5 protein-coding genes and 1 pseudogene are annotated in these 4,354 nt (G+C 57.8%); all 6 read right to left on the bottom strand.

Annotated features, from left to right (window positions below; all coding sequences use genetic code 11):
• Positions 1 to 688 precede the first annotated feature (688 nt).
• Positions 689 to 1,831, bottom strand: a complete 1,143-nt coding sequence (locus tag BF95_RS24410; RefSeq protein WP_043155352.1) for an IS110 family transposase — start codon at positions 1,829 to 1,831, stop codon at positions 689 to 691.
• A 69-nt stretch (positions 1,832 to 1,900) separates the two neighbouring features.
• Complete coding sequence (locus BF95_RS24405; RefSeq protein WP_161774425.1) at positions 1,901 to 2,299, bottom strand: winged helix-turn-helix domain-containing protein; 399 nt, start codon at positions 2,297 to 2,299, stop codon at positions 1,901 to 1,903.
• A 313-nt stretch (positions 2,300 to 2,612) separates the two neighbouring features.
• A pseudogene (locus BF95_RS24400) lies at positions 2,613 to 3,058 on the bottom strand (IS21 family transposase); the annotation flags it as partial.
• Positions 3,059 to 3,154: 96 nt separating this feature from the next.
• Positions 3,155 to 3,475 carry an aromatic-ring-hydroxylating dioxygenase subunit beta gene (locus tag BF95_RS29965; RefSeq protein ID WP_235209988.1) on the bottom strand — a complete coding sequence of 107 codons (321 nt, stop codon included), beginning with the start codon at positions 3,473 to 3,475 and terminating at the stop codon, positions 3,155 to 3,157.
• Positions 3,423 to 3,653: a hypothetical protein gene (locus BF95_RS29960; protein ID WP_235209989.1), complete on the bottom strand. Its 231-nt coding sequence runs from the start codon at positions 3,651 to 3,653 to the stop codon at positions 3,423 to 3,425. The genes BF95_RS29965 and BF95_RS29960 overlap by 53 nt, the downstream gene beginning before the upstream one ends.
• 299 nt (positions 3,654 to 3,952) lie before the next feature.
• Positions 3,953 to 4,312 (bottom strand): hypothetical protein, encoded by a 360-nt coding sequence (locus tag BF95_RS29955; protein ID WP_235209987.1) that lies wholly within the window; start codon positions 4,310 to 4,312, stop codon positions 3,953 to 3,955.
• Positions 4,313 to 4,354: the final 42 nt, after the last annotated feature.

Here is a 4,354-nt window from a genome sequence, read left to right as displayed (position 1 = left end):
GCGAAAGCGCCCTGGCCAGGAAGCTGGCGGTAACATTGCACGCAATGTGGCGTACCAACACGACCTTCCGGGAGGCGGCCATGGCTGATCCAAATCCGAAGCAATACGCTGAACTCAAGCGCGACAGAACGCGTCCCGCTGGGACGCTTAGCRRGGGTGAGATCGTTCCCGCGAGTGCGGCACGGACCGCGCACACCACTTAGATTCACCCTACTTTGAACGCTAACATGCGGCGTCCAGCGCGACGACCGCGGAGAGAACCCTGGAGCCCAGCGCGCGTGACGAACCGCAAAGAGGTCAGCTGTTGACAGTGGCGATTAGAGAACGCGCCGGGACACGACCCGCGGGAGAGCGGCTTTGATCTTTGCCAGCTGGGTTGCAAAGCCCCCTCACATGATGTTTCTCCGGTCAATGGGGTGACAAAGCATTTTAGCAGTCCGTCCAATTGCCAATGATATCCAGCTGAGCCGAGTTACGAGTACCGGCGAACACGCCTCGCCTGTACAACCTCACATCCGGTCGCCGTTCGAGACGGCAGCACCATAATCCCGCGTTCGGGGCAGGGCTCAGGAGAACGGGACCATTCTTTTGAGACGGCTGTTGCGGCCAGGGGGGCTTACGGTCCGTTCGCCTGGATCCATTGGGGCTGATCAGTGCCCCGGGGATTGGGTCACATGAAGTATGTTGATCAGGCCTTCGTCATGACGGCGCCCTCGATCACGACACCGCTCATGGCGTACTTCCAGAAGGCCACGAGCAGCTTGCGTGCCAGTGCGATGATGGCGACCTTCTTGCCGCGTCCGCCGTTGCGGCTGACGCGTTCCTGGAACCAGCGGGACAAAGCCGAGTCCGGCTGATAGCGCAGCCACAGCCATGCGGCTTGAACCATCGTCGTGCGCAAGCGTGGATTGCCAGACTTCGAGACGCCCTGCTCGCGATCGATCGAGCCGCTGCGCCATGGCGAGGGAGCAAGGCCGGCATAAGCTGCGATCTGGCGCCGGTTGTCGAAATGCCGGAACAGCCCTTCGCTGGCGAGGACATTCGCAAACTCTGGGCCTATGCCCTTGAGCATTGCGAGCATCGCCTGTGGCGAAGTCTCGGCCATGTCGTCACGCTCGGCCTCAACGCATTTGATCTGTTCGCAGAGCAACTCGAGACGGTCGAGCTCACGATTGAGCTGCGCCTTGAGATGCAAGGGCAAGGGTTTGCCGTCGACCGTCCGCAGTTCTTCCAGGCGTTCACGCCGATCCCGTCGGTTCGGCTCATAACCCCGAATGCCGACACTGAAGAGCAGGCCTTTGATCCGGTTCGTGTGAAGCGTGCGTTCCTTGACCAGCGTCTTGCGTTCTCGTCCGATCCGCCGACGGTCCTCTTCCTCGACTGTTGGCACACGAACCATCGAGCACACCCTCGGCTCACCGCGCATCCAGGCCATCAGGGTACGAACCAGCGTCTCGCCGTCGATCCTGTCGGTCTTTGCCCGCCGGTGCCGGCGCGAGACCGCAATCGAAGCGGCGTCGACTACATGGCTGGTGACCCAATCCTCCGACGCCAGGGCGCGATGAATCCAAAAGCCATCGAGCCCCGCTTCCTGAATAGCGATCACCGGGTAGCGCTGGCCCTCGCGGGCTTCTGCCTTGTCGCGCAAGGCATCCAAACATGCGAGCAGCGCTGGCATATCGCCGCCTGGCACGGAGTGACGGGACATCTTCTCGGTGCTCGGCGACAGCGAGGTCACCAGCCAGGTCGATTTCGACAGTTCCAGCGAAACGAAAATTGCGCCAAGATCAACTCGGATGGCGGCAAGCTGCGAGATGGGGTCTGCTGACATGGCAAATCCTTTCAGAGTGGTTGGTAGCAAACCGACTCTGAGCTCCCTCAGACCGCTATCCAACTCTCATCATGGGATCTTTTTGAAGGCCTCCATCGCATATTCGTTCTGGGCATGGTGACGTGGGCGTACCGTCAATTTGACATAGCCCAGCTTTTTCAACTCTCGCCCTACGGTCGTTTCCGTCAGAGAMACCCCAAATTCGTCATGAAGCCACCGCGCCAGGTCGATCAGCCGCCAACGCACAACTCCATGGATCGCTGGTATCGGTCCACTTTCAACGACCTCCGCSAGCGCTTGGCGCTGGATATCATTCAGCAAGGGCGGCTTGCCTGGGGCCTTGCCGTCAAGGAGACCSGCTGGACCTCGGGCGTTGAACCGCACCACCCAATCCCGCACGATCTGCAGGGTCACTCCGCCGATGCGCGCGGCATCGCTGCGGTTCGCGCCATCATAGATTTCCGCCAAAGCTAGCAGTCGGCGTCCCTGGTTCGCGCTCTTTCGTCGTCCGCGCCAGTCGCCTCAAGCCCGCTGCATCAAAGTCGTCTCGCAATCCAATCGCTGCACCCATGACAATGCCCTCCAACCCGAAGACATAGATTCATAGTTTCGCCGCTTTGGGAATCCCCCACGTGTGTCAGCATCACGGACGGATGGTATTACAACCTCGAGCCCATAGGAGCCCATCGGTGCCATCTCCATGTGTCCACCTCTTCCTTGGTGGACACATCCTTCACACCGCGTCACTCAACCGAACAGGTGCGCGGAATTTCGCGCTTACGAAATAATGGAACCGCGTCAGCTTGCCGCCGATGATCCCGCCCGCCTCGCCGAAGGCTACCTGTGCATGGCCCGGCCTGTGGCTCAGCGGAATGAAAACCTCACGGCTGCGTAACTTCGCGCACGCTACATACTCTCGCACAATCGTGATGCCCCCGGTGAACCATGCTCATCGCGCAGCCGCTCGAATATCCGTCCTCCCGTATGCCGCTGCTTGGAATGCACTGTACGATCATCGATCAATATCTGATCAATGATCTCGGTGAACCCCGCCAGCTTCCGGCTGTATGTAACTCCGCATCGCCCGTGCTGCGGGGGCTCCGGGAAAACCAGCATCTTGTCGACCGTGTTGCGATTAATCCCAAAATACGCCGCTGCGGCCCGGCGGCTCATGCCGTCAATAAGCACGGCATGGCGAACCTTCTGATAAAGCTCCACTCTCTTCACCCTCCGCCTCCGCACAAAAGCGAAGGTCTAGCAGAAGTGGCCCCTTTTTAATCCGGTGCTACCGCCAATGAATGGCCCCTTTTATTACCGGTGTTCTCATATCGGATAGACCAAATATCGTGGAAGCACAGAGGTATCGAGCTCAGCCCGCCGCGACAATAGCTTCAGCCCGCCATTCTTTTGTTGCCGCACGCTGTCAAGATATTGGCCTGCGGCAAGCACCTGGGTGATGCCACTGTCTTTAGGCGTCATGAACACGGAAAAGTTAGACCGCATTTCCAAAGTGGCTGCATCGGTTCGATGATAGCTGGTCAATTGAACGAAATGACGTGTACGATAGTCCTGGAATGTGCCGACCCAAATGTCATTTACGAAAGTGACGCGATCCTCGAGCCTCGCCCGGCAGTCGTCGTACATAAAGCCAAGGGCAAGTCCGTGCTCTGAATTTTCCGCCGAACGGCAGAAATACGACGCGTTTTTCCTCGTCCGCGTAATTATCTAGCCATCTCTGCATATCTTTGCTATCAAGCGCGTGGGCATCCGCTAGCAGCACGGCATTGAGCGCCGCTTCAAGCGACATATCTGTCTCTATCATGCCGCCGCCCTCTCAAAAACCCCATGACCGACCGATAATATTCCCAGCGCGGCAGATTGCCGCTCTCGTCGTTTTTGAAGGAACTCCGATTCTAGCTTCAAAGGGTCATGCACTCCCTTTTGGAAGATGGCAGAGCCGGGCGTGTGATTTCCGATATGGATGCGATGGAAAATCGAGGCATCTTCATGCTGATCAGGCCGCATGGCCCCAGCAGGTTTGAACTTTGCCGCAGTCTGTGCCGAACCATGTCCTCGTCGTCATCCTGATGTGCGAAATAGACGTAGTGGACCTCGACCGTCTCAGCATCGATTGGTGTCGCAAAGCGCAAATTTGATGACATCCAGATGCTTCGTCGAAACAAAGGTGGGAAAGAGAGAAACGATCCGTGAGCCGACCGCAGGATCCTGCCCTTTGAATTCGATCAGCGATTTGTCTTTGAGCACGGTGGGCCCGTGTGCCACAGAAAGCGCAGATTCGAAACAAATGTGGCCGCGTTTTTTTTTTKTTGCTGTAAACTGGCGACCGTTGCCACCTTGCCAGTTAAGCATCTTGAACGCCTGATGTAGCAATGGGGCATGATAGCCATCATTGTCGGTGTACGACTTCCAGTTCGTATCATAGCGAACTTTTTTGGTAGCCGAGCAGTTTGAGACGCCCATCGCCTGCTAGCAGTTCGCGCAACGTATTCTGCGAATCTCCAA

Origin of the sequence: Sphingobium sp. Ant17 (assembly GCF_000588875.1) — a bacterium.
GTDB lineage: Bacteria > Pseudomonadota > Alphaproteobacteria > Sphingomonadales > Sphingomonadaceae > Sphingobium.
Note: the sequence above shows the minus strand (reverse complement) of the source record. Positions and strands in the feature narration are given on the sequence as shown.